Raw genomic sequence first — 24,140 nt, forward strand, 5'->3', positions numbered from 1 at the left:
AGGCGTGGGCACTCTCACCCGTGGGAGTTCAGCGGTGGGCGTCGTCGAGCCCGAGCTCCTCGGCCAGGGTGCCGCGGAGGACCGGCAGCACCTGGCGGTGGGCGGCCCGGGTCGCGGCGCGGGAGGCCACGTGGACCAGCATCGCGGTGCGCTCGTACGCCGTCCAGGCTCGCATCCGCCGGCGCAGCGCGCCGACGTCGGCCACCGAGGCAGGCACGGGCCCGTGCTCGGCGCGCGCTCGCACATAGGCGTCGACGAAGGCGCTGACCTGGTCCTCGTCCAGCGGGACGTACCAGGGTCCGCCGTGCACGGCGCCGCCGATGATCGCCAGGTCGCGGGCAGGATCATCGCCCTGGGCCCACTCGAAGTCGATGTAGCCGACGGCCGGTGGCTCCGCGGCCTCCACGGGCCGGTCCCACATGATGTTGGTGGCGCAGAGGTCGCCGTGGGCGAGGACGAAGCCGTCCAGCTGGGCGATGTCGCTCTCGACCGTCGCCACGCGAGACAGGGCCGCGTCCAGGAACGGTTCGAGCGCGAGCTCCCGGATCAGGGCGCCGTGCCGGGAGCGCCAGCTCTCCACCTCGGCCTCGACCTCGCTCAACAGCGACGGCGTGCCGCGCGGGATCGCCGCCCAGGGGTTCCGTCCCAGGGTCACCGGGCCCCGCCCGGGAGCGGGCACCGAGTGCAGGTGCGCGAGGTGGGCGGCGTGCGCGGCGAGGTTCTGCGCGGTCCAGGCCTCCGGCACGGCGGCGGTGCCGGGCATCTCGGAGGTGACGACGAAGGGATGGCCGATGGGGCTGGGTGCCGGGTCCCCGGGGTCGCCGCCGGGCGCTGGGCCACCTGCCCCGGCGGGCGGGGACCCCTCGTCGGCCGGCTCGTCGTGGAACGCGATCGGCTGCGGGCCGACGTCGGGCGGGACCAGAGTCAGCGCGGCGATCTCGTGAGCGAGATCCTGCGGCATCTCGGCGAGGGGCACGTGGGGGATCCGCACGATCAGCGGCGCGTTCTCCTGCGGGACCAGCCGCCAGGCGGCGAAGTGCTCACCGACGCCGGCGAGCGAGACCCGCGCCTGCCCGGACAGCGAGGGTGGAAGCACCGACTTGTGCAGCCCCGGCAGCCGCACCGGAGAGGACTCGTCCCGCAGGGGCAGGACCAGCACACCGGTGCGCCAGGCCTCGACGAGCCGCTCGCCCATCGCGGGGGACGCAGGATCCAGCAGGGCCGTGGGGTCCGCGGGGTTGGACGACGCCATCTCGACTCCTGTGCTGGGGATGCCCGATCTTACTCGGCGCAGCGCGATAATCCCTGGTTGCTCCGCAAACGGCGTGCCAGGATCGCTCTCCATGAGCACTCCCGACCCCCGCCGGTTCGGCCCGATGACCGCGACCGAGCGCGAGACCCTCGACCACTGGGTGGACTTCCACCGCCAGACCCTCCTGCTGAAGATCGAGGGCCTCGACGCCGAGCAGCTGTGCCGGCGCTCCGCGCCCCCGTCGACCCTGAGCCCGATCGGGATCGTGCGCCATCTGACCGAGGTCGAGGCGCACTGGCTGCGCGAGGTCACCCTCGGCGAGGCCGTCCCGGACTACTACAGCACGCCGCAGAACCCCGATGGCGACTTCGAGGACGTGGACCCGGCCACTGCAGAAGCCGACGTCCAGCGCTACCGCCAGGAGGTCGAGGCCGCCCGGGCCGCCCAGGCGAGCTGGAGCGATCTGGACGGCCCGGTGCGCGGGCTGCGGAAGGGTGAGCCGGTGAACCTGCGCTGGATCCTCACCCACCTCATCGAGGAGTACGCCCGCCACCTCGGCCACCTGGATCTGCTGCGCGAGCGGATCGACGGGCGCACCGGGTACTGACCCGATCCCTCTGGCACGATGTGCCGCATGAGGGAGCAGACCGCGCGCCCAGTCGGCGCCGAGCAGGTGACCCTGCGTCTGCTGGCTCCCTCCGACGCCCCGGCGCTGGCCGAGCTCGAATCCCGCAACCGCGAGCACCTGCTGGTTGGCGCTCCGGAACGGACGGCGAACTGGTTCACCGAGGCCGGGCAGCGCGCCGCCATCGCTCAGGCTGTCGAGGATCGCGAAGCCGGCCGCGGCCTGCCGCTGACGATCTGGCTCGAGGAGAACGGCAGCAGCCGTCTGGTGGGGCGCCTGAGCTTCACCGGCATCGTCCGCGGCGCTGCCGAGTTCGCCTCGCTCGGATACTGGGTGGATCACGCAGACACCGGCCGCGGCATCGCCACCCACGCCGCCATCGCCGTCGCCTTCGGTGGGCTCGGCCTGCACCGGCTGCAGGCCGAGGTGCAGGTCGGCAACGACGCCTCGGTGCGGGTCCTCCAGCGCTGCGGCTTCGCAGAGTTCGGCCTGGCCCGCTCCTTCCTGCGATTGGGAGGCCAGTGGGCGGACTGCCGTCTGTTCCAGCTGGTCAACGAACGCTGGCGGCCGCCCGGTGACGGCTCTACCGGCCACTGACGCCCGGCGATAACCGCTCGGGGCGGTGGTTCGTCGCATTGCCCCAGCAGCCCTCCGCCAACGCTCGCGCGCCGGAGGGGATGCAGCTATATGGCGGTCAGCGCCGAGTCACCCTGCCTGAGCGCGATCAGGTTGCGTACCAGACCAAGAAGTTGCGCTGACCCCATGGGCGACGCGACCGGTGATCCGGGGCTTCCCGGCGCTTTCCTTCGCGCCTACTGTGAGGCCATGGATATCGCCGTGCTCGGAGCGACCGGCACCATCGGCCGCCACCTCGTCACCCGCCTCGAAGCCGCCGGCCACAGCGTGCGCCCCCTCAGCCGGGCGAGCGGCGTCGACGCATTCCGCGGCACCGGTCTGGAGGAGGCGCTGACCGGGGCCGACGTCGCCGTCGATGCCCTGAACATCGCCACCATCCGCGGTGACCGCGCGGTCTCGTACTTCACCCGCACGGCGCAGAAGGTCGCCCGGGCCGCCGAGCGCGGCGGGGTCCGACGCCTCGTCTGCGTCTCGATCGCCGGAGCCGCCGATCCCACCGTGAACCGCCTGATGGGCTACTACCGCGGGAAGGCCGCCCAGGAGCGCCTCTACCGGGAGGCTCGCATCCCGGCCACCATCATCCACTCCACCCAGTGGTACGAGCTGGCCGGATCGATCCTGTCCCAGGCGAGCCTGGGCCCGGTCGCGGTGCTGCCGACCATGCGGATGGCCCCGGTCGCCGCGGCCCGTGTCGCGAGTTTCATCGAGCGCGAGATCGAGGACGACCCGCTCGTCACCAGCGGTGTCCCGGTCGAGCGTGGCGACGGCGACGCGTCGGGCAACGATGCCGCCACCAGGACCGCCGCCATCCGCGGCCCCGAGGAACTCACCAGCGCCGAGCTCGTCCGGCGCATCCTCGCCACCCGCGGCAGCCTCGCCGGCAGGTCACCGCGCCTGGTCACGGAGCTGCCCTACCTCGGGCGCGGCCTCGCCACCGGCGGACTGATCCCTGCCGACGCCGAGGTCGACGACATGACGCTCGAGGACTGGCTGCGCGAGAGCGACCAGCCGCTCTGAGAAGCCGGCTCGGCAAGAGTCAGCCGTCCGCTGCCCGCCGTCAGCCGTCCGCCGCCTGTCGCCTGTCGCCTGTCGCCTGCCGCTCGCCGTCAGTCGTCAGCCGTTGGCCGTCATCGGCGTCGGGCGAGGGAGCGTTGGCCAGGTCCGACCCGACTCACTACCGGGCGCCGACGACTCACTACCGGGCGCCGACGGCGTGCCGCACGGCGTCATCGATGAGTCGGGCCGCGGTGCGCGCGGTGCGGGAGTCCACGTCCAGCGCAGGATTCAGCTCCACCACGTCCAGCAGGGCCAGCTTCCCGCTGCCGGCCGCAGCTCGGACGGCCGCCGCGATCACCGGCAGGGGGACCCCGTAGGCAGCCGGAGCGGAGACGCCGGGCGCGACGGCGGCCGGCAGCACGTCCAGATCGATCGTCAGATACAGCAGGTCCAGATCCGCAGTGAAATCCTGGACGAACGCGGTGACCTGCTCGGCTCCGCCGTCGGCACACTGCTCGTCGGTCAGCCAGCGCACGCCGAGCCGTCGGGCCTCCTCGAACAGCACGCCCGTGTTCGAGGGCTCGGCGATGCCGAGCACGGCGTAGTTCAGCTCCCGCCCGGCGGCCGCCTCGGCATCGGCCATCTGCGCGAACGGCGTGCCCGACGTCGGCCGCTCCTCGCGGCGCAGATCGAAGTGGGCATCGAGGTTCAGCACACCCCAGCGGGCGCCATCGTCAAGTCGGCCGGAGGCCGCGAGACCGCGATAGGAGGCCCACGCCGTCTCGTGCCCGCCGCCGAGCACGAGAGAGAGACCGCCGCGGTCGCCCGTCGTCCGCAGCACCTGCCCGAGCCGGGTCGCCAGCTGCTCCTGCCCGCTCTCGAGGTCCTGCCCGTCCACAGCCACATCACCGAGGTCGACGATGCGGCGGCGCCCGGCTCCGATCTCCCCGTGCAGCGCCATCGGCCCCAGCGCGCGGCGCAGGGCCCCGGGCCCGTCGGCCGCGCCGGGGCGGCCCCGGTTGCGGCGCACGCCTTCGTCGGACCGGAATCCCAGCAGCGCGACATCGGCGATGCTCGGCTCCTCGGTGTCCACGATCATGTGCCAGCGGGCGTGCTCGGTGCCGTGGCCGTCCAACCGGCCCGTCCATGCGCGTGCGGATGCAGCAGCGGCATCCATGGCGACCTCCCTGTGATGCGGTGGCATGCTGGCTCCATCATGGCACCGAAGGTTCGCGCCGCCGATGCGGCACTGCAGCTGACGACGTACCTCGCCGCGCAGCGCACCCCCGTGCCCGCGATCCAGATCGCCCGCGACCTCGACCTGCCCCGCTCGACCACGTACGACCTGCTCAGCGTGCTCGTCGAACGCGGCTTCGCCCTCCACCTCGCCTCCGAGCGGCTGTACGGCATCGGTCCCGCGGCGTTCGAGCTGGCCGGCGGGTACGCCCGGCAGGAGCCCCTCGCACGCGTCGGCCGACGGGTTGTCGAGAACCTGGTCGACGAGGTGGGGGAGTCGGGCCATCTCGCCGTGCTGCACGGCCGTGACGTGCTGTACATCGTCGAGGAGCGTGCCCGGAACCGGCCCAGCCTGGTCACGGACGTGGGCGTACGGATCCCCTCCCACCTGACCGCGAGCGGGAGGGCGCTGCTGGCCGAGCTCCCGCCGGCGCAGCTGCGCAGCCTCTACGGCCGCGAGGCCGACTTCACCGCCCGCACATCCGCCCCCGGGCCCACGACGCCGCAGCAGCTGCGGTCGCTGCTGGCCGACGTGCGCTGCGAGGGCGTCGCCGAAGAGACCGGGGAGGTCACCGACACGCTCTCCTCCCTCGCCGCCGTGGTGCGCGATCACACCGGGTGGCCGGCCGCCGCGGTCGCGCTGACCTTCGTCGAGGACCACACGAGCGAGGAGGACCGGGCCCGGCTGGCGGTGGCGGTGCGCGAGGCGGCCGGTGAGCTGACCCGCCGCCTGCACGGTCCGGTCGGCTCGGGCTCGCCCAGCCGGACCTGACCGCCGACGGGACGTCGGTCGACGGTGCTGCGCATATGACCGGGCAGCTGCGACTGGCGTCCCGTCCGTGGACACGGGGCTGTTGGTATCCTTCGTCGACCCGACGTGCGAGCGTGAGGACGGACCCATGGCTCCTGAGCAGCAGCCCTCCGAAGCCGACGAGCGTGCCCGGCTCGGTGAGTCCGACGAGCCCGTCGAGGACAAGCTCGTCGAGGAGTTCCAGAACACCGTCGCCGAAGGCGCGAACAAACTCAATCGCACCTGGCGCGCCCAGATCATCACCGGTCTGTTCGGCGGCATCGACGTAGGCCTGGGCCTGATGGCGATGCTCGCCGTGCTCGAGGCCACCGACTCCAAACTGCTGGGCGGGCTCGCGTTCGGCATCGGCCTGTTCGCCTGCCGCCTCGCGCACTCCGAGCTGTTCACCGAGGACTTCCTGCTGCCCATCAACGCCGTGATGGCCCGTCGCGGCACCTGGTGGCAGCTGGTGCGGCTGTGGGTGGTCACCCTGGCGATGAACCTGATCGGCGGGTGGCTGTTCATGTGGTTCGTGGTCGCCGCCTTCCCCCGCTTCGAGTCCGTGCTGACGGAGACCGCGACCGGCTACATGGAGAAAGGCCTGACCAGCGAGACGGTCTCCCTGGCGCTGCTGGCCGGGTTCACGATCACCCTGATCACCCGCATGAACCAGGGCTCCAGCGAGGGCATGGTGACGCTGGCGAACTCGCTGATCGCCGGCTTCCTCGTGGTCGGGCTCGGCATGCTCCACGGCGCCCTGAACGCCGTGGTGATCTTCGGGGCGATGCACGCCGGAGCGGCGATCTCGTACGTGGACTGGCTGATCTGGTTCGCCTGGGTGATCCCGCTGAATGTGCTGGGCGGGCTGCTCATGCTCGCCTTCCCGCGCCTCATCCGCACCTGGGAGCTGGTCCAGAAGGAGCGTGCCGCCGAGGACTCCGGCAGCTCCCAGACCTCCGTCGTCTCCTGACCGGGCTACTGGCCTGCGATCAGTTGTCCGGTATTCCGGACATAACCGGGCCGGTAGGTCTCGCCCGGGACGCCCGGGCGTGGTGAGCTGGACCGAACCCCCGCCACGGAAGGAACCGACGATGACCCTCCCCGGAGCCCGCCCCGTCCGCGCCCCGCGCGGCACCGCCCTCAGCGCGAAGTCCTGGCAGACCGAGGCCCCGCTGCGGATGCTCATGAACAACCTCGACCCCGAGGTCGCCGAACGCCCCGATGACCTCGTCGTCTACGGCGGCACCGGCCGTGCCGCCCGCTCCTGGGAGGCCTTCGACGCGATCGCCGAGACCCTCCGCGACCTCGAGGACGACGAGACCCTGCTGGTCCAGTCCGGCAAGCCCGTCGGCGTGCTGCGCACCCACGAATGGGCACCGCGCGTGCTGCTGGCCAACTCCCACCTCGTCGGCGACTGGGCCACCTGGCCCGAGTTCCGCCGCCTCGAGGCCGAGGGCCTGACCATGTACGGGCAGATGACCGCGGGCTCCTGGATCTACATCGCCACCCAGGGCATCCTCCAGGGCACGTTCGAGACCTTCGCGGCCGTGGCCGCCAAGCGGTTCGGCGGCACCTTGGCCGGCACCATCACCCTGACCGGCGGCTGCGGCGGCATGGGCGGGGCCCAGCCCCTCGCGGTCACCCTGAACGACGGGGTGTGCCTGATCGCCGACGTCGACCGCAGCCGCCTGGAGCGCCGCGTCGCCAAGCGCTACCTCCACGAGATCGCCGAGGACCTCGAGGACGCCGTCGCCCGCGCCAGCGCCGCCCGCGCCGAGCGCCGCGCCGTCTCGATCGGGATCGTCGGCAACGCCGCCGACGTCTTCCCCGCGCTCTTGGAGCGCCACCGCGCCGGCGAGGTGCACATCGACGTGGTCACCGACCAGACCAGCGCCCACGACCCGCTGTCCTACCTGCCCGCCGAGGTCACCGTCGAGGACTGGCGGCGCGAGGCGGAGGCGGACCCGGAGGGCTTCACCAAGAAGTCCCGCGAGGCGATGGCCCGCCAGGTCCAGGCCATGGTCGAGTTCCAGGACGCCGGCGCCGAGGTCTTCGACTACGGCAACTCCATCCGCGACGAGGCCCGCCACGCCGGCTACGACCGCGCCTTCGCCTTCCCCGGCTTCGTCCCCGCCTACGTGCGCCCCCTGTTCTGCGAGGGCATGGGCCCGTTCCGGTGGGTGGCGCTGTCCGGTGACCCGGAGGACATCGCCGTCACCGACGCCGCGATGAAGGAGCTCTTCCCCGACAACGAGCACCTCCACCGCTGGCTGGACGCCGCCGGGGAGTACGTCGAGTTCGAGGGCCTGCCCGCCCGCATCTGCTGGCTCGGCTACGGCGAACGCCACCTCGCCGGCATGCTCCTGAACGACCTGGTGCGCGACGGGAAGGTCAAGGCCCCCATCGTCATCGGCCGCGACCACCTCGACTCCGGCTCCGTCGCCTCCCCGTACCGCGAGACCGAATCCATGCTCGACGGGTCCGACGCGATCGCCGACTGGCCGCTGCTGAACGCCCTGACCGCCACCTCCTCCGGCGCGACCTGGGTCTCGATCCACCACGGCGGGGGCGTCGGCATCGGCCGCTCGATCCACGCCGGCCAGGTCGGGGTGGCCGACGGCACGGAGCTGGCCGCCCGCAAGCTCGAGCGCCTGCTGACCAACGACCCCGCCACCGGCGTGTTCCGCCACGTCGACGCCGGCTACTCCCGGGCCGACGAGGTCGCCCACGAGCGCGGCGTGCGGGTCCCGATGACTCCTACCCGCCGCGACTGAGGCCCCGGGCCGCCGCGGTGCCGCGCCGAGCCGGCCCGAGCCGCAGCTGCGTATCCGCCCTCGCGCATCCGCCCCTGCCCATCCGCCCCCGCTCATCCGCATCCGGAGGTATTCCTGTGACCAGCACCGTGCTCACCAGCATCAGCGAGCTGTGGACCCTGGACCCCGCGCGCGATGACCCCGCGCGCCCGGGCACGGTCACCGACGAGCAGGTCGTGCGCGACGCGGCCGTGGTGATCGAGGACGGGATCATCGCCTGGACCGGCCCGTCGGCCCAGGCCCCGTCGGCCGATACGCGTGAGGACCTCGGTGGCAGGGCGGTCCTGCCCGGCTGGGTCGACTCCCACACCCACCTCGTCTTCGACGGCGACCGCGCGGGAGAGTTCGAGGCCCGCATGGCCGGGGAGGCCTACGCCGCCGGCGGGATCGGCGTGACCACCTCGGCGACCCGCGCCGCGGCCGACGAGCGCCTGCGGGACCTGGTGCGCGCCCGCATCGCCGAGGCCGCCCGGGGCGGCACCACGTGCCTGGAGACCAAGACCGGGTACGGACTCACCGTCGCCGAGGAGCTGCGCGCCGCCCGCCTCGCCTCGCAGCTCGTGGCCGACGGGGAGCTCGATGAGGTCACCTTCCTCGGCGCCCACCTCGTACCCTCCGAGTTCGACGGAGACGCCGACGGGTACGTCGACCTGGTCACGGGTGAGATGCTCAAGGCCGTCGCCCCGTACGTCGGCTGGATCGACGTGTTCTGCGAGAGCGGCGCCTTCACCCCCGAACAGTCCGAGCGCGTCCTGCGCGCCGGTGCGGACGCGGGGCTGGGCCTGCGGGTGCACGGCAACCAGCTCGGTGCCTCCGGCGGGGTCGCGCTCGCCGTGGAGCTGGGAGCGGCCAGCGTGGACCACGTCAACCATCTCAGCGCCGCCGACATCGACGCGCTCGCTGCGGCCCGCGAGAGCACCGTGGCCACCGTGCTGCCGGCCTGCGACCTCTCCACCCGGGCGCCCCTCGCCCCGGCCCGGGAGCTGCTGGACGCGGGGGCGAGCGTCGCGATCGCCTCGAACTGCAACCCCGGCACCAGCTACACCAGCTCCATGAGCTTCTGCGTGGCCACCGCCGTGCTGCAGATGCGCCTGACGCTGGCCGAAGCGATCCGCGCCGCCACCCGCGGCGGGGCCCAGGCCCTGCACCGCGAGGACGTCGGCCACCTCTCCGTCGGCGCCCGCGCGGACCTCCACGTGCTCGACGGCCCCGCCGCCATCCATCTCGCCTACCGCCCCGGCATGCCGCTGACCCACCGGGTCTGGCGGGCTGGGATCCCCCTGCCCTGAGGAAGACGTCGATGACGACGCCCGATGCCGTGCCTGCACCCGAACCCCATCGCGCCTCTGCGCCGGTCCCCGCCCCTGATCCCCAGCGTGGTCCTGCGCCAGGCCGCGAGAGCGGCGCCCGTCCGCCGCACCGGTGGCGCTTCGTGGTCTACAGCGCCATCGGCCTGGCGATGTTCTTCGTGACCGTCGAGATCGCCGGCAGCTCCACGATCCTCGTCGACCACGTGCTGAGCCTCGTGCAATGGGTGCTCGGCCCCGTGGTGCCCTGGGTCGTGGTGGCCCTCGTGGCTCTGGGCACGATCCGCCCGTTCGCCACCGGCACCTGGCGCAACGGGGCGCTGCGGACCTTCTTCGCGCTCGCGAACGTCGTCGGCCTCGCCGTCGCCGTGTGCGCGGCCGCCGGCTACTACCCGGGGCCGCTCGCCAACCCCGACATCGGCCCGTTCCTGTGGGAGAAGCTCGCCATCCCCGTCGGCCTCATCGTGCCCGTCGGCGCCGTGTTCCTCGCGCTGCTGGTCGGCTACGGACTGATGGAGTTCATCGGTGTGCTGGTCCAGCCGATCATGCGCCCGGTGTGGAAGGTGCCGGGACGCGCGGCGGTCGACGCGGTCGCCTCCTTCGTCGGCTCCTACTCGCTCGCCCTGCTGATCACCGACAAGGTCTACCGCGAGGGCCGGTACACCGGCCGGGAGGCCGCGATCATCGCCACCGGCTTCTCGACCGTCTCGGCGACGTTCATGGTCATCGTCGCCAGCACCCTGGACCTCATGGACCACTGGACGCTGTACTTCGTGCTCACCCTCGCCGTGACCTTCGCGGTCACAGCGATCACCGTGCGGATCCCGCCGCTGCGCACCGTCGCGCCCGACACCTTCGAGGGCGTCACGCACCTCCCGGAGCCGGTCGCGCGCGGCAATCGGTTCGCCGCCGCCTGGGCCGAGGCGATGCGCGCCCTGTCCAGCGCACCTGGCCTGGGGCGGGGGACCTGGTCGACGTTCCGCGACGGCGTGCGGATGTCCTCCGCGATCGTCCCCTCGATCCTCTCGATCGGCCTCGCCGGCCTGCTGCTGGCGACCTACACCCCCGTCTTCGACGTCGTGGGCTGGCTGTTCGTGCCCGTTGCCTACCTCGTCGGCCTGCCGGATCCGGGACTGGCGGGCAAGGCCGCCGCGATGGGCATCGCCGAGATGTTCCTGCCGGCCACAGCCGTCGCCGGTCACCCCTCGGACGTTCTGCGCCTGACCATCGGCGTCACCGCGGTCTCGCAGATCATCTTCTTCTCCGCCCTGGTGCCCTCGATCCTGGCCACCTCGATCCCGATCAGCGTGGGCCGGCTGGTGATCATCTGGATCCAGCGCGTGATGCTCACGATGCTGATCACCGCGCCGCTGGCGCACCTGCTGCTGTGACCGCGGTCCGCCGGCCCCTCACGGCTCCTCCCGCGACCGCGGCGCTGAACGTCGCCGAGACTCGCCGTGTCGCCGAGACTCGCCGTGCCACCGAGACTCGCCGTGCCACCGCGGTCCCTCGCGCGCTAGCGCTGGTGCTAGCGCCGGCGAGGCATCTGTGTCCGGCGCCAGTGCTGGTACGGGCCCCAGTCGAACAGGCCCGGGCCCGCCTGGATCCTCGTCCCGTCGCGCCCCTCCACCACCACGAAATAGCCCAGCCGGGCCGTGCGCTCGTAGATCCGGGTGATGTCCTCGTAGCGGATGGTGTGCGTGCGGCCGGCGATGTCCCGCTGGATGAGCGCCTCCGGGCCCGCTTCGACGTAGACGATCACGTAGACCCACAGCAGGAACAGGGCCAGCAGCGACAGCAGCGCCCCGGCGATCAGCATCTGCCTGGCGTTGGCGGGGTCCTCGTCCTCGGTCGTGCCGACCACCGCGATCAGAGCGGCCACCAGGTAGACCACCACGGCGATGACCGCCATCAGCCGCGGGGCCCGACGGCGCGTGGGATGCCGGCGATGACGGTGCGGACGCCGCACCGTGTGGATCGTCAGCAGCACGACGCCCGCCATCGCCACGACCAGCACTCCGGCGTCGAGCAGCTCCGGCCACGCCTGCTGCCACACGTCCCCCATCGCCACAGAGTACGACGCCCCCTCACCTCAGGAGACGACCACCGATGACCACCGCCCCGCATCCCGCCGCCGCGAACCGCACCATCACCCTGTCGACGTCGGGCCTGGCCGCGGCCGACGTGCTCGCCGTCGCCCGCCGCGGCGCCGAGGTGCGTCTGGACCCCGCCGCCCGCGAAGAAGTCGCCCGCGTGCGCACCCACATCGAGGACCTCGCTCTCGGCGAGACCCCCGTCTACGGCGTCTCGACCGGATTCGGGGCGCTCGCGGACACCTCCATCCCGCCCAGCCAGCGCCACGCCCTGCAGCGCTCCCTGATCCGCTCCCACGCCGCGGGCGCCGGCGGCGAGGTCGAGCCCGAGGTGGTGCGCGCCCTGATGCTGCTGCGCGCCCGCACCCTCGCCTCCGGCCGCACCGGCGTGCGCCCCGTCGTGGTCGAGACGATCCTGGCGCTGCTGAACGCCGGGATCACGCCGATCGTCCACGAGTACGGCTCCCTCGGCTGCTCCGGGGACCTCGCCCCGCTGGCCCACTGCGCGATCGTGCTGATGGGGGAGGGGCGCGCCCGGGACCGCGACGGCGTCGAGCGCCCAGTCCCCGAGCTGCTCGCCGAGGCGGGCATCGAGCCCGTGCTGCTCGAGGAGAAGGAGGGCCTGGCGCTGATCAACGGCACCGACGGCATGCTCGGCATGCTGCTGATGGCCCTCGCCGATCTCGACGAGCTGGTGCGCGCCGCGGACCTCACCACGGCCCTGACCGTGCAGGGTCTGCGCGGCCGCGACACCGTCTTCCACCCCGAGCTGCACACGCCGCTGCGCCCGCACCCCGGGCAGGCCGCCTCGGCCGCGAACATCCTGGCCGTGCTGCAGGACTCGCCGATCATCGCCGACGTCGCCGCCGAGGGCTCCAGGGTCCAGGACGCCTACTCCCTGCGCTGCGCCCCGCAGGTCGCCGGCGGCGTGCGCGACACCATCGAGCATGCCCGCACCGTTGCCGACCGGGAGCTGGCGGCCGCCATCGACAACCCGGTCGTGCTCGAGGACGGCACCGTCACCTCCAACGGCAACTTCCACGGCGCCCCGGTCGCCTACGTGCTCGACTTCCTCGCCGTGGTCAGCGCGGACCTCGCCTCGATCACGGAGCGCCGCACCGACCGGATGCTGGATAAGTCGCGCTCCCACGGGCTGCCGCCGTTCCTGGCCGACGACCCGGGCGTCGACTCCGGCTTCATGATCGCCCAGTACACCCAGGCGGGTCTGGTCTCGGAGATGAAACGGCTGGCGGCACCGGCGAGTGCGGACTCGATCCCGTCCTCGGCGATGCAGGAGGACCACGTCTCGATGGGCTGGCACGCCGCCCGGAAGCTGCGCACCAGCGTGGACAACCTGCGCCGCGTGCTGGCCATCGAACTGCTCGCCGCGGCCCGCGCGATCGACCTGCGCGCCCCGCTGGAGCCCTCGGCCGCCTCGCGTGCCGTGATCGACGTGCTGCGCCGCACCGTCGAGGGTCCGGGCCCGGACCGCTTCCTCGCCCCGGACATCGCCGAGGCCGAGGCGCGGCTGCGGGACGGGTCCGTGCTGGCCGCGGCCGCGGAGGTGACCGGGCCGCTGCGGTGAGGGCCGCCGGGCCGGCGGCGACTTCGCCGACCGGACCTCCCGCGGTCATCCGTCGTTGGTGTGCAGGTCAGCTCCTGGTCGCAGGAGGTCCCTAGTCTCGCGGGTGCTCGATCCCGATCAGGCCCCGCCGCCTGACACGAGCAGCCCCCGCCGCCTGACCCGAGGAGACCCGCCCATGCCCGCTCCCAGCCGTATCGACCGTCGCACCCTCCTGCAGCTCCCGATCGGCGTCGGCGCCCTCGGTGCCGTCGGCGCAGTCGGAACCGCCGCCGCCTCGGCCGCTCCCCGTTCTGCCCTGTCCGAGAACGCGTGGACCTTCGGCCTGATGAGCGACACCCAGTGGGGCGCGGACGCTGACGGGGAGAACCCCGGCTCCATCGCCGGCGGCCTCCAGCGCATGATCAATGAGCGCATGATCGACGAGGGCGCCGCCTTCCTGGTCCAGGTCGGCGACAACGTCGATCGGGAGGAGGACAGCTACAACGGCCGTCCCGATGTGCGCACGCTGCCGATCAAGGGCGAACTGGTCCAGCCGCTGTACGACGCCGGCATCGGCTTCTACACCCTGCGGGGCAACCACGAGTCCTCCGCGACGGCCGGCCAGGAGCTGCCGCAGGTCTTCCCCCAGCACATGGGCGAGGGCGAGAACCCGCTCGGCGGGGCGACGAACTTCTCCTCCCCCTCGGAGCTGCTGAAGGGGCTGTCCTACTCCTTCGACGTCGAGAACGTCCGCCTCATCATGCTCGACCAGTTCACCCGTCCGGACGGCTCCGGCTCCACCGGCGACAACATCCTCGACCAGCTCGACTGGATCGAGGAGCGCGTGATGAGCCGCGGCGCGGACATGCACTGCATCATCGCCGCGCACAAGAACCTCATCGGCGGCAATCACGTCGACAACCTCTTCGGCAGCGATCCCTCCGAGAATCCCGACGGGGTGGACCGGTTCCTGCAGATCTGCGACGAGGGCGGGGTCGCGTTCCTGTGGGGCGGCCACGATCACCACCACAAGCGCTCGGTGATCACCAGCGCCGACGGCCGGCACTCCATCGAGCAGCTCATCGCCGGCTCGGACAGCGCCAAGTTCTACACGCCGGATGTCCCCTCCATCGACGAGACCTACGGCGGCCCGTCCGAGACTGTGCTCGCCGAGGAGCTGTGGACGCTGAGCCACTACCTCATCACCGTCGACGGCCCGATGCTCTACGTCGACTTCTACTCCATGAGCACCGGCGCCGACTACGGGCCGACGTACATGAACGTCACCCCGCCGGAGAGCGGCTGGTACTGGCGCGAGCGCTGGGGCCGCTCCCTGAACGGCCAGGAGTTCCTCGTCGGCCCGGGGGAGTCCTACACCGTGGTCAGCGACGAGTTCGAGGGCACCACCGCGAGGATCCTCGACGGTGTCAACACCGCCGAGAAGTCCGACTACGCCGGGCGGGCCCTGTCCAAGCACATCGCCACCGGCTGGCAGGACGCCGGGGACGGCGACGCCTCGCCCCGCTTCCACCTCACGGGCATCCACGAGAACCTGACGCTGAACGACGAGTCCCTGACCGGTCAGCTGCCCGAGGCCGACGAGACCGATGAGGCCGACCGCTTCGTCCTCGAGCTCAGCGGCGGCGCCCGCGCGTTCCGGGCCGATGGCAGCTACGGGCTCGCCACTCGCGGCGAGGACGGCTCCTGGATCAACGCCGTGGACGCGAACCACGCCGGGACCAAGAAGTTCGTCAAGGGGCCCTACCGCGAGGGCTACGAGCTGGGAACCTACGGCGTGGATCCGCGCACCAAGAAGGCCTGGGCCGTGCTCGACCGCGGCGGCGTGTTCGTGCTGCGTCGCGGGATCTGAGCGGTCCGCCCGCGCGCCTGCGCGACCCGCGCGCCTGCGCGACCCGCGCGCCGCGACGCGCGCAACCGTTCCCCCGAGACGTGCCGGAATCGCCACGTTCCGGGGGAATGGGCGCCGCGAGTCAGAGCGCCGGGGAGGCGAAGCCCCCATTGGAGTAGAGCAGCTGTCCCCGGATCCACTCGCCCTGCTCGGAGACCAGGAATCGCACCAGGTTCGCGACGGTCTCGGGCTCGCCGAGGTGCCCGCCGGGCGTCGCGGAAGCGGCCGAATCGCGCACCTCATCGCTCATCCAGCCGGTATCGATCGGGCCGGGGTTGATGAGGTTGGTGCGGATGCCGCGGTCGGCCAGTTCATGGGTCCCGGCCAGCACCAGGCGGTCCAATGCGGCCTTCGTGGAGCCGTAGGGGAGGTTGTGCACGGTGTGGTCGCTGGTCAGCGCGATCATCGCGCCTCCCGGGGTGTCCGCGCCGGCCTCGACCTGTTCGGCGAAGGCTTTCAGCAGCAGCCAGTTGGCGCGGACGTTCACGGCATAGTGGCGGTCGAAGCTCTCCACGGTCGTGTCCAGGATCGAGGAATCGACCGACTCGCAGTGGCAGGTGACCAGGGCGCCGATCGGGCCGAGCGACTCCTGGGCCGACGCGATCAGGGTCTCGGGGATCTCCGGATCCGACAGATCGCCGGGTACGAGCTCGACCCGTCGGCCGCCGGCGCGCAGTTCGTCGGCCAGGAGTTCGACGTCGGCGGGTTCGCCGTAGATGCGGCGGTCGTAATCCTCGAAGTAGTTCAGGGCCAGGTCGAAGCCGTCGGCGGCGAGACCCCGCGCGATGGCGGCACCGATGCCGCGACGGCGGCCGACGCCGGTGATCAGGGCGGTGCGGGGGAGTGTGTGCATGTGCCGGACGCTATCCGGGGGCGCGGAGGGCGGCAACGGATTTCTGCCTAGTCGCCGAGGTCCTACGGGTCGGTTCTGTCCTTGTCCTCGGCCCGGTCCTCGGACTCGATCCGGTCCCAGACCACGTGCCCGTCGGCATCCAGTCGGGCGCCTGCGCTCGACTCATGGGTGCGCAGCTGGCCGGACGGCATCAGGTGCTCGACAGGCACCTGGTGCTCGAGGAGCATCACGTCGGCGATGAGGCGGCGATGGCAGCGCCACCACACGGACTCCGAGCACATCACCGCCGTGCGCTGCCGGGCGCAGTCGGCGAGGAGCTCGGCGATCCCGGCCCGGAACTCGTCGCTGCGGGTCCAGGCCGCATAGGCGCGGAACTGCGCGACCCGCCACCAGGGATCGGCGGACGCGGCATCGTCGTCCTTGGTGAGGCGACGTCGCCCGCCCAGACGCTCGTCCCAGCGGTAGGCGACGCCGATGTTCTCGCAGATCTCCTCGATCGCGCCGTGGGAGGCGGCCTCGTTCGCGCGGCTGCCGGGGAAGCGGCGTACGTCGACCAGGCGCTCGATGCCGGCGCCGCGCAGCAGATCGGCGAGGTCAGCACGGTCGAGGCGGCCGTGCCCGAGGGTGAGCAGTGGTGGCGGGACCGACGACATGGGCTCAGGACCTCGCGCCGGCGATCACGTCGCCGGTGGTGCGCAGATCGACCTGCGGCTCGAACAGGCCCATGGTGTGCAGGGCGGCCGCGCCGTTCTCGCGGGTGGAGTGGGCGACGGCATCGGTGACCACGGTGACGCGCATGCCGGCATCGGCCGCCGCCAGCACGGTCGCGATCACGCAGCAATCGGTGGAGACACCGGTGACCAGCAGGTGCGGGCCGGTTCCGGGTGCGGCGCCGATCCGCGCTGCGAGCTGCGGCCCCCACTTCCCGAAGGTCGGCTCGTCGACGGTGGGGTGGGCGGAGAGGCCGCGTGCTTGCTCGACCAGGTCGTACAGCGGATCCTCCGCCGGTACGTCGGCGAACGGCCAGGCGGCGAAGTAGTCGCCCCAGGCGGTGCGCCGATCGGCGGTCGGCAGCCACCGGGTCAGCACGGTCCGCTCGGGCCCGACGGCCACAGCGAGCTCGCGGATCCGCTCCCAGGCCCCGCCCCAGAACGGCGAGGCCCACTCCGAGGCGGGATCGGCGAAGATCTGCTGCGCGTCGACGACGAGCAGCCAGGGGCGAGCCTCGGAGTCCGGGCCGGGATCAGTGCTCATGGCCGCACTGTACGCACCTCCGCGACCGTGCGGGAGCGCTCGGCGAGCAGCGCGGCGAGGTCGGCCGGTCGGCTCCAGAAGGGCCAGTGCCCGGTGGGGAGATCGACCAGGTCCAGGTGCTGGACCGCGGTCACCGGTGCCATCATCGGGTGACCCGACTCCGCCATTGCCGTGACGTCCTGGGAGGTCAGGGAGCTGCAGATCATGGTCGCCGGGATCCCCTGCCACCGGTCGTCCTCCACCCTCAGCACGCCCCGCATCACCGGACCCGGCTGGGGGACGGAGCGCTCGCGGAACCGGTCGAGCTGCGCAGAGGAGAGCCCCTCGAGGCTCGCCTGCTGCCCGAGCTCCTCGAATGGTGGGAGCGGGACCTCGGCGACCTCCTCGGGCAGCCCGGGGGCGGCGACCGCGCCGTCGAGCTGTGGGCCGCTGTCCACCCAGACCACGTGGTCCACGAGCTCGGGCCGGCACCCCAGCAGCCGCATCACCGGCAGATTGGCCCCGCTGTGCGCGACGAGGACCACCGGGCCCGCCGAGTCCGCGAGACGGGAGACCACCTCGCCGAGGTGGGACGCCTGGTCCTCGAGGTCGGAGGAGGCCCGCCGCGGGGCGGCGGGGTCCATGCCCGGCAGGGTCACGGACTCTGCGGGGATCCGCTCGTCAGTGAGGGAGTCGACGACCTCGTCCCAGGCCCAGCCGCCGAGCCAGTGCCCGGGGACGAGGACAAGAGTTGCGGGTGTGCCCGGTGTCTGATCGATGCTCATGCCCTCACGGTAGGTCGCGCAGAGGACACGATCTGTCCTCGAAGAGGGTCGGACGCGCTGTCGGCCACAGGGACGGGGTGGAGTGGCCCGCGCCGAGGTCACTCCTCCGGTGCCTGCTGTCCCGTGCGCTCCTGCCACGCCCGATAGTGCTCCCAGTCGAACAGCCCGTTGCCCGCGGTGATCGTGGTGCCGTCGCGTGCCCTGAGTCTGGTCTGGCTGGTGCTTGAGATGTTCGTGCCGTCGGGGCCGCCGGAGCCGATATAGCTGATGCGGGCGATGTCCGCGTAGCGAATGGTCCGGGTGCGCCCCAGCATGCCTCGGGATCTGAAGGCGTCCGGCCCCGCCTCGACGTAGACGATGAAGAAGGTCCACAGCAGCAGGATCGCGATCAGCAGAAGCACGCTGCCGGCGATCACATCGGCCCTGATCTCGGCAGGGTTCTCGCCCTTCGTGATCCCCGCGAGCACGAGCAGGACGCCGAACAGCAGGATCACGAAGCCGATCACGCCCACCAGCCGCGAGACGCAGCGGCGCTCGGGATGCCGCTTGCGGATCCACGGGCGCCGGACCAGGAAGCTCAGCAGCCAGAGGCCGACGATGATCGGGATGAAGGCCACGATCTCCATGACGGACATGTTTTCTTCCTTCCGAATGCTCAGGCCCGAGCAGCCGCGCCCTGCTCCTGCCGGCGGATGGTGCCGCGGCGGGCGAACCAGGTGACGCCGAAGCCGAGCACGAGGGCGAGGAGCACGCCGATGTTGGAGTAGGCCCAGTTGCCCTCCCAGTAGGAACCGGCCGGGTCGTCCACGAAGGTACCCAGGCCCAGCGGCTGAAGCAGGTAGCCCTGCCAGTTGTTCCACGGCGCGGCCTCGGTGAAGGAGTTCACGACCAGGCCCCAGCCGATCACCGAGGCCACCACCAGTGTGACCACGGAGGTCCAGTCCACGGCGCCGTAGCGGCCGCTCGGGTCGAACAGGGCCTTCTCGTCGTAGTCCGCGCGGCGGGAGAGGACGTCGGCGATCAGGATCCCGGCCCACGCGGCGATCGGCACGCCGAGGGTGATCAGGAAGCTCTGGAACGGGCCGATGAAGCTGGTGGCGAAGAACGCGACCCAGATGGTGCCGACGGTGAGGATCAGCCCGTCGACCGCGGCGGCGGCCGGGCGCGGGATCCTGATGCCCAGGCTCAGCAGGGTCAGGCCGGAGGAGTAGATGCCCAGCACCGCCCCGGAGACCAGGGTCAGCACCGCCACGATCCAGAAGGGGATCAGCGCCCACAGCGGCAGGATCGAGATCAGCGCGCCGATCGGGTCGCCCTCGATCGCGGCACTCAGATCGGGATCCGAGCCGGCCAGCAGCAGCCCGAAGATCACCAGCACCACCGGCGCGGCCGCACCGCCCACGGTGTTCCACAGCACGATCGACCCGTCGGACGCCGTGCGCTTCTGGTACCGCGACCAGTCGGCGGCGATGTTGATCCAGCCCAGCCCGAAGCCGGTCATCACCATCACCAGCGCACCGACCATCGCCTGCGGCGGCCCGTTCGGCGCCGACGCCACCGCGGCCCAGTCGATGGCGGGAATGGTCAGGGCCATGAAGACGATGGTCATGGCGCCGGTGGCCCAGGTCAGGATCGACTGCAGGCGCATGATCGTGTGATAGCCGAGCACGCTCGCCACCACGATCAGGGTGGCGATGAGGATCGCCGCGATCACGGTGACCGCCTGCCCGGAAGCGACCCCGAGCACGTCGAACACGGTGGCGGTGGCCAGCACCGCGGAGATCGCCAGGCTCGTCTCCCAGCCGATCGAGGTCAGCCACGAGACGATGCCGGGCACCTTCTGCCCGTGGACGCCGAACGCGGCGCGGGAGAGCACCATCGTCGGCGCGCTGCCGCGCTTGCCGGCGATCGCGACCAGCCCGCACAGGGCGAAGCTGATGATGATGCCGATGATCGCGACGATCGTGGCCTGCCAGAAGCTGATCCCGAATCCCAGCAGGTACGAGCCGTAGCTCATGCCGAACACCGAGACGTTCGCGGCGAACCACGGCCAGACGAGATCGCGCGGGCGCGCTGTCCTCTCCGACTCCGCGATGATCTCGATGCCGGTGGTCTCGATGACGCCGGCGCCGCCGACGGGGGCCGGGGGAGGCGTCGGCGCAGTGGTGCTGTCAGGGGAGGTCATGTCGGCTCCGGGAGAGAACGACCAGCGCACGGCCGGCCGACGGGGTGGACGGATGTCAGCTGCAGTGTCCCATGACGGCACTCAGCAGGCTCGCCGCCCAAACGCGGTGCCATACCCCCGCCGCGTGCTGGACGAGGCGGCCGACATGCTCGCCGGAGGCTCGGCGCGGTCCAGGAGATCGGGCCCCTCGGCGATCCGCGGCTCGGGAGGTGCAGCTGCGCCCACGGGACGGACCGCCGTTCCCGTCCCGCTCCGGGGCACCTACCGTCGGCCCATGCCCGTTCCGACCTACACCCACGGCTACGGTGCCGCAGTCCTCGGCAGCCACCGTCAGCGCACCGCCGAGAACTCCTCCGCCTACCTCCTGCCGCAGCTTCGCGCCGGGCAGCGGCTGCTCGATGTGGGCAGCGGGGCGGGGACGATCACTGCGGGGCTGGCCCGGCTCGTCGGCCCGGAGAACGTGGTCGCCCTCGAAGTGGACGAGCACGCCGCCGGCATCACGCGCGAGGAGCTCGCACGGCAGGAGCTGGACGCGGTGGAGGTGGTGGTCGGGGATGCTCATGAGCTGCCGTTCGCCGACGGCGCCTTCGACGTCGTCCATGCCCACCAGGTCCTCCAGCATCTGCCCCGGCCGGTGGTCGCCCTCGCCGAGTTCCGCCGGATCACCGGCCCGGGCGGGGTCGTCGCGATCCGGGACAGCGACTACGACGGCTTCCGGTGGTTCCCCGAGGACCCGTTGCTGGAGAGATGGCGCGGGCTGTACGTGCGCGCTGCCCGCGCCAACGGGGGAACCCCCGATGCGGGTCGCCGGTTGCTCGCCTGGGCGCACGAAGCGGGCTTCGGGGACGTCACGCCGAGCTCGTCCACGGTGCTGTACGCGACCCCGCAGACCCGCGCGACCTGGTCCGAGACCTGGAGCGGCCGGATCACGACGCCGCCGCTGGCCGATCAGCTCCAGCGCCAGGGGTGGGCCGACATCGACGAGCTCGAGGAGATCGCCGCTGCGTTCGGTCGCTGGGCCGACCACCCCGACGGCTGGTTCGTGCTCCTGCACGGCGAGATCCTCGCCCGGCCCTGACGGGCCACGCCCTCGTGACGCCGAGTCGGGTGCATCGATGACAGCCGTCATGGGCGCTGCTCGCCGTGGCTTCCTACGGTCGTGGACAGGGAAGGAGCCGCACCGGGCGGTTCCGCGCAGCAAGTGGGAGAGCCGGCGATGCAGACGCCGTATGACCGCACCGATGCCCCGCACGACATCCCCGAGGACGACGAGGCCGGACTGCGTCGACAGGCCGCCCGGAACATCCACGCCCGCCGCGGGTTCGCGGTCCAGGTGGCCGTCTATCTGATGGTCAACGGGATCCTGTTCTGGTCCTGGGCCAGCTACGGCTACGGGTTCCCCTGGCCGCTGTTCGTGCTGGTGTTCTGGGGGATCGGCCTGTTCTGGCAGGCATGGGAACTGTTCGGCCCGGGCGAGAGCGAGGACCGGGTCCGCAAGGAGATGGACCGGCTGCGCGGGCGTCGCTGAGCCCGCGGGGCCTCGACGAGACGGGCGCGGGAGCGTATCGTTGAATACGCAACCACCCTCGACGTTGGAGACGACATGAGCCTCAGCACCATCGCCCTCCGCGCCATCCCCGGCGCGTTCATCCTCAACTCCGGAATCGGCAAGCTCGGCATGCCGGCCGAGATGGCCGAGGGCCTCCAGGGCATGGCCGCCAAGGGCGTCCCGCCGCTGGAGAAGCTCACGCCGGAGCAGTTCGCGAAGTTCCTCAGCTACGGCGAGATCGCCGTCGGCGCCTCGCTGCTGCTGCCCTTCGTGCCCAACCGGATCGCGGGCGCGGTCCTGGCCGCCTTCTCGGGAAGCCTGGTCTCGATGTACCTGCGCACCCCCGAGATGACCGAGTCCGACGGCGTGCGTCCCAGTCAGGACGGCACGGCCGTCGCGAAGGACACCTGGCTGCTCGCGATCGCCGGCGCTCTCCTGCTGGCGGAGAAGAAGCAGACCAAGCAGAAGAAGTCGCTGAAGGCCTGACCGGCTGAACGCCTTCCTCGCCGACGGTCGGGCCCGTCGTAGGCCGGGCCCACGCCCGCCGGCGGCGGAGGTCGTCAGTCCCGGGCCGTGGATGTCGAGCCCTCGCTCTCGGCCAGGCGTCGCTCGATGAACCGCTGCTCGGCGGCGTTGTCCACCTGCTCGAGCGCCCGGGCCCACGCTGCCGCGGCCTCCTCGCGCCGGCCCACCTCGTCGCGGAACAGGGCGACCGCGATGTGGAAGGGATGGTGGCGGGCGAGTTCGGGATCATCGGCCAGCCCCTCGAGCAGTGCCAGCCCTTCCTGAGGTCCTCGTGCCCTCCCCACGGCAATGGCCCGGTTCATCCGCACTACCGGGTCCTCGCCGCGTGCCAGCAGCAGGTCGTACAGCGAGAGGATCTGCGGCCAGTCGGTGTCCTCGTAGCGCGCGGCCTCCGCGTGCACGGCGGCGATCGCGGCCTGGATCGTGAAGCGTCCGGCATCCGGGCGGCCCGCCGCCCCCTCGGCCAGTGCCAGGCCCTCGGCGAGCAGATCGCGATCCCACCGCGAGCGGTCCTGGTCCTCGAGTGGGATCGGCACGCCGTCGGCGTCCTGGCGGGCTGGGGAGCGGGCATCGGCGAGCAGCAGCAGGCCCAGCAGCCCCTGTGGTTCCGCGGCCGAGGGGAGCAGGCCGTGCGTGATCCGCGCCAGACGGATCGCCTCGGCCGTGAGCTCCTGCCGGATCGGGGCGTCACCACTGGTTGCGGCATAGCCCTCGGTGAAGATCAGCGAGATCGCGGTCAGCACCAGAGGCAGCCGGCGCTCGCGGTCCGCGGGATCGGCCGGCACCGTCAACGGGATCCGGTTGGCCGCGATCCGCTTCTTGGTGCGGGTGATCCGCGCCTGCAGGGTCGCCACCGGTACCAGCAGGGCCTGCGCGATCTCCGCGGTGCTCAGCGAGCCCACGAAGCGCAGCATCAGGGTGATGCGGTCGGCCGGGGCGATGGCGGGGTGGCAGCAACCCATCAGCATGGCGAGGCGCTCGTCGGGCAGGTCCCCGTCGGCGAGGACGTCAGCATCGGCCGGAGGCGTGGCCGCGGCCTCTTCGGCCACGTGCAGCTCCGCGAGCCGGCGGGCGTAGGTGGCGTCACGTCGCACGCGGTCCAGGGCGACGCGCTTGGCGGCGGTGGTCAGCCAGGCCAGCGGCCGTTCGGGCACGCCCTGCCGAGGCCACGTGCGCAGGGCGGATTCCATCGCCTCCTGGGCGGCGTCCTCGGCGAGGTCGAGATCGCCGAAGCGGCGCACGAGGGTTGCCAGCAGGCGGCTGTGCTCCTCCCGGTGGACCCGGGTCAGCACGTCGTCGGCGGGCGGCTCCTCGTGCGCCGCGGCGATGGTCACCGCCCTCAGTACTCCGCGAGCGGGCGCACCTCGATGCGGCCGCCGATCGCCCCAGGGCACTTGGTGGCCCAGGTCAGAGCCTCGTCAAGGTTCGCGACATCCAGGACGATGGTGCCGCCGACGAACTCGCGGCTCTCGGCATAGGGACCGGCGGTGATCACCGGTTCGGCATCGCGATCGGCCTTGGAGACGCTCGTGCCCTCGTCCGGATCGGTGAGGGCGAAGCCGCCGGCGAGCACGCCGGCCTCCTTCAGTTCCGCGTCGAAGGCCATGAACTCCTCGGGGTTCGGGCCCTCGTCGGTCTCGCCGCAGCGGTCATCGGCCATGTTTCCCATCAGCAGCAGTACGTACTTCATGCTCACTCCTCGGTGGTGCGGTGACCGAGCCGAGCGGCCCGGACACCACTATGACGAACGGGCGCCGAGCAGATCGACAGTTCTCCGGAATCGGATCGA

Annotated in this window: 24 protein-coding genes; 13 read left to right on the forward strand and 11 right to left on the reverse strand. The window is 72.0% G+C overall.

What is annotated here, in order from left to right:
• Window positions 1-28: 28 nt before the first annotated feature.
• Window positions 29-1,252: a phosphotransferase gene (locus ACFQS2_RS09425; protein ID WP_377793495.1), complete on the reverse strand. Its 1,224-nt coding sequence runs from the start codon at window positions 1,250-1,252 to the stop codon at window positions 29-31.
• A gap of 91 nt (window positions 1,253-1,343) precedes the next feature.
• On the opposite strand from ACFQS2_RS09425, the gene ACFQS2_RS09430 reads away from it, so the two are divergent.
• The 3 genes from ACFQS2_RS09430 to ACFQS2_RS09440 all read left to right on the forward strand — a co-directional run bounded on the left by ACFQS2_RS09430 (window position 1,344) and on the right by ACFQS2_RS09440 (window position 3,530).
• The gene (locus tag ACFQS2_RS09430; protein ID WP_377793496.1) at window positions 1,344-1,859 is read left to right on the forward strand and encodes a DinB family protein; all 516 of its coding nucleotides are present in this window, start codon (window positions 1,344-1,346) and stop codon (window positions 1,857-1,859) included.
• Window positions 1,860-1,886: 27 nt separating this feature from the next.
• Complete coding sequence (locus ACFQS2_RS09435) at window positions 1,887-2,474, forward strand: GNAT family N-acetyltransferase (RefSeq protein ID WP_377793497.1); 588 nt, start codon at window positions 1,887-1,889, stop codon at window positions 2,472-2,474.
• Window positions 2,475-2,702: 228 nt separating this feature from the next.
• On the forward strand, window positions 2,703-3,530 hold the full coding sequence (locus ACFQS2_RS09440) for an SDR family oxidoreductase (protein ID WP_377793498.1): 828 nt from the start codon (window positions 2,703-2,705) through the stop codon (window positions 3,528-3,530).
• 178 nt (window positions 3,531-3,708) lie between these two features.
• Here ACFQS2_RS09440 and hutG read toward each other — a convergent pair whose 3' ends face one another.
• Entirely contained in the window at window positions 3,709-4,713 is a 1,005-nt protein-coding gene (gene hutG, locus ACFQS2_RS09445) for a formimidoylglutamase (RefSeq protein WP_377793499.1), read from the reverse strand.
• Between the two features lie 12 nt (window positions 4,714-4,725).
• Between hutG and ACFQS2_RS09450 the strand changes: the two genes are divergently transcribed.
• The 5 genes from ACFQS2_RS09450 (at window position 4,726) to ACFQS2_RS09470 (ending at window position 11,046) form a co-directional block, all read left to right on the forward strand.
• On the forward strand, window positions 4,726-5,517 hold the full coding sequence (locus tag ACFQS2_RS09450; RefSeq protein ID WP_377793500.1) for an IclR family transcriptional regulator: 792 nt from the start codon (window positions 4,726-4,728) through the stop codon (window positions 5,515-5,517).
• Window positions 5,518-5,644: 127 nt separating this feature from the next.
• Entirely contained in the window at window positions 5,645-6,505 is an 861-nt protein-coding gene (locus ACFQS2_RS09455) for a formate/nitrite transporter family protein (RefSeq protein WP_377793501.1), read from the forward strand.
• 121 nt (window positions 6,506-6,626) lie between these two features.
• Window positions 6,627-8,309, forward strand: a complete 1,683-nt coding sequence (gene hutU / locus ACFQS2_RS09460; protein WP_377793502.1) for a urocanate hydratase — start codon at window positions 6,627-6,629, stop codon at window positions 8,307-8,309.
• 116 nt (window positions 8,310-8,425) lie between these two features.
• Complete coding sequence (hutI, locus tag ACFQS2_RS09465; RefSeq protein WP_377793503.1) at window positions 8,426-9,637, forward strand: imidazolonepropionase; 1,212 nt, start codon at window positions 8,426-8,428, stop codon at window positions 9,635-9,637.
• A gap of 11 nt (window positions 9,638-9,648) precedes the next feature.
• Complete coding sequence (locus tag ACFQS2_RS09470; RefSeq protein ID WP_377793504.1) at window positions 9,649-11,046, forward strand: YjiH family protein; 1,398 nt, start codon at window positions 9,649-9,651, stop codon at window positions 11,044-11,046.
• 137 nt (window positions 11,047-11,183) lie between these two features.
• On the opposite strand, the gene ACFQS2_RS09475 is transcribed toward ACFQS2_RS09470, so the two are convergent.
• A complete protein-coding gene (locus ACFQS2_RS09475; RefSeq protein ID WP_377793505.1) occupies window positions 11,184-11,720 on the reverse strand; it encodes a hypothetical protein in 537 nt (178 codons plus the stop codon).
• 44 nt (window positions 11,721-11,764) lie between these two features.
• Here ACFQS2_RS09475 and hutH point away from each other — a divergent pair, with 44 nt between their 5' ends.
• Together hutH and ACFQS2_RS09485 are read left to right on the forward strand one after the other, a co-directional pair.
• Complete coding sequence (gene hutH, locus ACFQS2_RS09480; RefSeq protein ID WP_377793506.1) at window positions 11,765-13,333, forward strand: histidine ammonia-lyase; 1,569 nt, start codon at window positions 11,765-11,767, stop codon at window positions 13,331-13,333.
• Window positions 13,334-13,508: 175 nt separating this feature from the next.
• A complete protein-coding gene (locus ACFQS2_RS09485; RefSeq protein ID WP_377793507.1) occupies window positions 13,509-15,182 on the forward strand; it encodes a metallophosphoesterase family protein in 1,674 nt (557 codons plus the stop codon).
• 121 nt (window positions 15,183-15,303) lie between these two features.
• Here the strand turns inward: ACFQS2_RS09485 and ACFQS2_RS09490 are convergent, their stop codons facing one another.
• The 6 genes from ACFQS2_RS09490 to ACFQS2_RS09515 all read right to left on the reverse strand — a co-directional run bounded on the left by ACFQS2_RS09490 (window position 15,304) and on the right by ACFQS2_RS09515 (window position 20,277).
• Entirely contained in the window at window positions 15,304-16,074 is a 771-nt protein-coding gene (locus ACFQS2_RS09490; protein WP_377793508.1) for an SDR family oxidoreductase, read from the reverse strand.
• A gap of 62 nt (window positions 16,075-16,136) precedes the next feature.
• Complete coding sequence (locus tag ACFQS2_RS09495; protein WP_377793509.1) at window positions 16,137-16,727, reverse strand: DUF488 family protein; 591 nt, start codon at window positions 16,725-16,727, stop codon at window positions 16,137-16,139.
• 4 nt (window positions 16,728-16,731) lie between these two features.
• On the reverse strand, window positions 16,732-17,328 hold the full coding sequence (locus tag ACFQS2_RS09500) for a cysteine hydrolase family protein (protein WP_377017630.1): 597 nt from the start codon (window positions 17,326-17,328) through the stop codon (window positions 16,732-16,734).
• A complete protein-coding gene (locus ACFQS2_RS09505; protein ID WP_377793510.1) occupies window positions 17,325-18,092 on the reverse strand; it encodes an alpha/beta fold hydrolase in 768 nt (255 codons plus the stop codon). The genes ACFQS2_RS09500 and ACFQS2_RS09505 overlap by 4 nt, the downstream gene beginning before the upstream one ends.
• A gap of 98 nt (window positions 18,093-18,190) precedes the next feature.
• Window positions 18,191-18,727 carry a hypothetical protein gene (locus ACFQS2_RS09510; protein ID WP_377793511.1) on the reverse strand — a complete coding sequence of 179 codons (537 nt, stop codon included), beginning with the start codon at window positions 18,725-18,727 and terminating at the stop codon, window positions 18,191-18,193.
• A gap of 20 nt (window positions 18,728-18,747) precedes the next feature.
• The gene (locus ACFQS2_RS09515; protein ID WP_377793512.1) at window positions 18,748-20,277 is read right to left on the reverse strand and encodes a purine-cytosine permease family protein; all 1,530 of its coding nucleotides are present in this window, start codon (window positions 20,275-20,277) and stop codon (window positions 18,748-18,750) included.
• 274 nt (window positions 20,278-20,551) lie between these two features.
• Here ACFQS2_RS09515 and ACFQS2_RS09520 point away from each other — a divergent pair, with 274 nt between their 5' ends.
• From ACFQS2_RS09520 to ACFQS2_RS09530, 3 genes are all read left to right on the forward strand, one after another.
• Window positions 20,552-21,355 (forward strand): methyltransferase domain-containing protein, encoded by an 804-nt coding sequence (locus ACFQS2_RS09520; RefSeq protein WP_377793513.1) that lies wholly within the window; start codon window positions 20,552-20,554, stop codon window positions 21,353-21,355.
• A 138-nt stretch (window positions 21,356-21,493) separates the two neighbouring features.
• A complete protein-coding gene (locus tag ACFQS2_RS09525) occupies window positions 21,494-21,805 on the forward strand; it encodes a 2TM domain-containing protein (RefSeq protein ID WP_377793514.1) in 312 nt (103 codons plus the stop codon).
• Between the two features lie 75 nt (window positions 21,806-21,880).
• Window positions 21,881-22,312 carry a hypothetical protein gene (locus tag ACFQS2_RS09530; protein WP_377793515.1) on the forward strand — a complete coding sequence of 144 codons (432 nt, stop codon included), beginning with the start codon at window positions 21,881-21,883 and terminating at the stop codon, window positions 22,310-22,312.
• Between the two features lie 74 nt (window positions 22,313-22,386).
• Here the strand turns inward: ACFQS2_RS09530 and ACFQS2_RS09535 are convergent, their stop codons facing one another.
• Both ACFQS2_RS09535 and ACFQS2_RS09540 read right to left on the reverse strand, forming a co-directional pair.
• Window positions 22,387-23,685 carry an RNA polymerase sigma factor gene (locus ACFQS2_RS09535; RefSeq protein WP_377793516.1) on the reverse strand — a complete coding sequence of 433 codons (1,299 nt, stop codon included), beginning with the start codon at window positions 23,683-23,685 and terminating at the stop codon, window positions 22,387-22,389.
• 5 nt (window positions 23,686-23,690) lie between these two features.
• Entirely contained in the window at window positions 23,691-24,041 is a 351-nt protein-coding gene (locus tag ACFQS2_RS09540) for a YciI family protein (RefSeq protein WP_377793517.1), read from the reverse strand.
• Window positions 24,042-24,140 lie beyond the last annotated feature (99 nt).

This window comes from Brachybacterium sp. GCM10030267 (assembly GCF_042666875.1).
Lineage (GTDB): Bacteria > Actinomycetota > Actinomycetes > Actinomycetales > Dermabacteraceae > Brachybacterium.

Bases quoted from the DNA above. Each gene is read 5' to 3' on its own strand.
- ACFQS2_RS09425 (WP_377793495.1), bottom strand. From the start codon at position 1,252: ATGGCGTCGTCCAACCCCGCGGACCCCACGGCCCTGCTGGATCCTGCG.
- ACFQS2_RS09430 (WP_377793496.1), top strand. From the start codon at position 1,344: ATGAGCACTCCCGACCCCCGCCGGTTCGGCCCGATGACCGCGACCGAG.
- ACFQS2_RS09435 (WP_377793497.1), top strand. From the start codon at position 1,887: ATGAGGGAGCAGACCGCGCGCCCAGTCGGCGCCGAGCAGGTGACCCTG.
- ACFQS2_RS09440 (WP_377793498.1), top strand. From the start codon at position 2,703: ATGGATATCGCCGTGCTCGGAGCGACCGGCACCATCGGCCGCCACCTC.
- hutG (WP_377793499.1), bottom strand. From the start codon at position 4,713: ATGCCACCGCATCACAGGGAGGTCGCCATGGATGCCGCTGCTGCATCC.
- ACFQS2_RS09450 (WP_377793500.1), top strand. From the start codon at position 4,726: ATGGCACCGAAGGTTCGCGCCGCCGATGCGGCACTGCAGCTGACGACG.
- ACFQS2_RS09455 (WP_377793501.1), top strand. From the start codon at position 5,645: ATGGCTCCTGAGCAGCAGCCCTCCGAAGCCGACGAGCGTGCCCGGCTC.
- hutU (WP_377793502.1), top strand. From the start codon at position 6,627: ATGACCCTCCCCGGAGCCCGCCCCGTCCGCGCCCCGCGCGGCACCGCC.
- ACFQS2_RS09470 (WP_377793504.1), top strand. From the start codon at position 9,649: ATGACGACGCCCGATGCCGTGCCTGCACCCGAACCCCATCGCGCCTCT.
- ACFQS2_RS09475 (WP_377793505.1), bottom strand. From the start codon at position 11,720: ATGGGGGACGTGTGGCAGCAGGCGTGGCCGGAGCTGCTCGACGCCGGA.
- hutH (WP_377793506.1), top strand. From the start codon at position 11,765: ATGACCACCGCCCCGCATCCCGCCGCCGCGAACCGCACCATCACCCTG.
- ACFQS2_RS09485 (WP_377793507.1), top strand. From the start codon at position 13,509: ATGCCCGCTCCCAGCCGTATCGACCGTCGCACCCTCCTGCAGCTCCCG.
- ACFQS2_RS09490 (WP_377793508.1), bottom strand. From the start codon at position 16,074: ATGCACACACTCCCCCGCACCGCCCTGATCACCGGCGTCGGCCGCCGT.
- ACFQS2_RS09495 (WP_377793509.1), bottom strand. From the start codon at position 16,727: ATGTCGTCGGTCCCGCCACCACTGCTCACCCTCGGGCACGGCCGCCTC.
- ACFQS2_RS09500 (WP_377017630.1), bottom strand. From the start codon at position 17,328: ATGAGCACTGATCCCGGCCCGGACTCCGAGGCTCGCCCCTGGCTGCTC.
- ACFQS2_RS09505 (WP_377793510.1), bottom strand. From the start codon at position 18,092: ATGAGCATCGATCAGACACCGGGCACACCCGCAACTCTTGTCCTCGTC.
- ACFQS2_RS09510 (WP_377793511.1), bottom strand. From the start codon at position 18,727: ATGTCCGTCATGGAGATCGTGGCCTTCATCCCGATCATCGTCGGCCTC.
- ACFQS2_RS09515 (WP_377793512.1), bottom strand. From the start codon at position 20,277: ATGACCTCCCCTGACAGCACCACTGCGCCGACGCCTCCCCCGGCCCCC.
- ACFQS2_RS09520 (WP_377793513.1), top strand. From the start codon at position 20,552: ATGCCCGTTCCGACCTACACCCACGGCTACGGTGCCGCAGTCCTCGGC.
- ACFQS2_RS09525 (WP_377793514.1), top strand. From the start codon at position 21,494: ATGCAGACGCCGTATGACCGCACCGATGCCCCGCACGACATCCCCGAG.
- ACFQS2_RS09530 (WP_377793515.1), top strand. From the start codon at position 21,881: ATGAGCCTCAGCACCATCGCCCTCCGCGCCATCCCCGGCGCGTTCATC.
- ACFQS2_RS09540 (WP_377793517.1), bottom strand. From the start codon at position 24,041: ATGAAGTACGTACTGCTGCTGATGGGAAACATGGCCGATGACCGCTGC.